The organism is Pseudescherichia vulneris (genome assembly GCF_902164725.1).
Classification (GTDB): domain Bacteria; phylum Pseudomonadota; class Gammaproteobacteria; order Enterobacterales; family Enterobacteriaceae; genus Pseudescherichia; species Pseudescherichia vulneris.
In genome coordinates, this window is record NZ_LR607338.1 from 112,339 (window position 1) to 113,221 (window position 883).

Annotated in this window: 1 protein-coding gene; it reads right to left on the reverse strand. The window is 58.7% G+C overall.

Annotated elements, in window-relative coordinates; genetic code table 11:
- On the reverse strand, nucleotides 1-883 hold an 883-nt coding region (locus FN633_RS00540; RefSeq protein ID WP_154058773.1), incomplete at both ends, for a phage tail tape measure protein.

Below are 883 nucleotides of genomic sequence, written 5' to 3' on the forward strand. Positions count from 1 at the left end.
ACGGTGGTGTGTATCACTGGAGCCGAGCTGGGTGCCCCTGCGTTATTGCCCAGACCGAACATGGGTGCACGACCGACAACCCCACCGCTGGCGTAACCCTGAGCACTGCGCATCATGGCATAGAGGTTGTCCACTCCTATTGCAGCTGTGGCCTCTTTGGTGAAAACAAACTCGTCTTTATGAACGATGCCTGCAGGCTCAAATTTGCCGCCAGGTCCGGTATAGCCGCCAGAGTCATAGAGGCTTACGCCTGAGTTAGCGGCGCTGGTGTATGCACCTGATGGCGTGCTTCCGCCGCTACTGCTGACGCTGCCAGTAACCCACCCCAACGCGGACTGCACGGCGTATGCCACCAGCAACCGGTTGACGACATCAGCGATCATCTTCATCATCGAAGCAGCAAAGCTTTTGAAGCTGGCTGTGCCAGTGGTGACCAGATTCGTCATCATGTCGGATATGCCGCCCAGTGCTGACTGCGCAACGCTCTGCATGGAGGCATAGACGTTTGTGGCGGAGTCCAGGTATTCGGACCACCCTTTCTTAAAGCCAGCCCGCCAGTCACCGCGAAGCTTATCCTCCGCTTCGTAGTAGTCGTTAGCAGCTTTAAGCTCCTTCTGGTAGCCCTCATCCTCAAGGCTGCCGCCAGCATTAATCCAGCCACTGCGCAGCTGAGAGAGCGCCGTCTGGCGGCCTGCCAGCCTGTCGCTCATCGTTGCGCCTGATTCAAGCCCGGCCCGCTTCTCTGCCATCTGCGTGACATATTTGCTGGCCGTGTCCATGCGCTTGTTCAGCTGCTCCTGTGCGGTGATCTGGTCACCCAGCAGCGCCTTCTGGCGCGCCAGCGCCAGTACCTGGTCTTTGCTGGCCAGCAGGGATTGTTCCT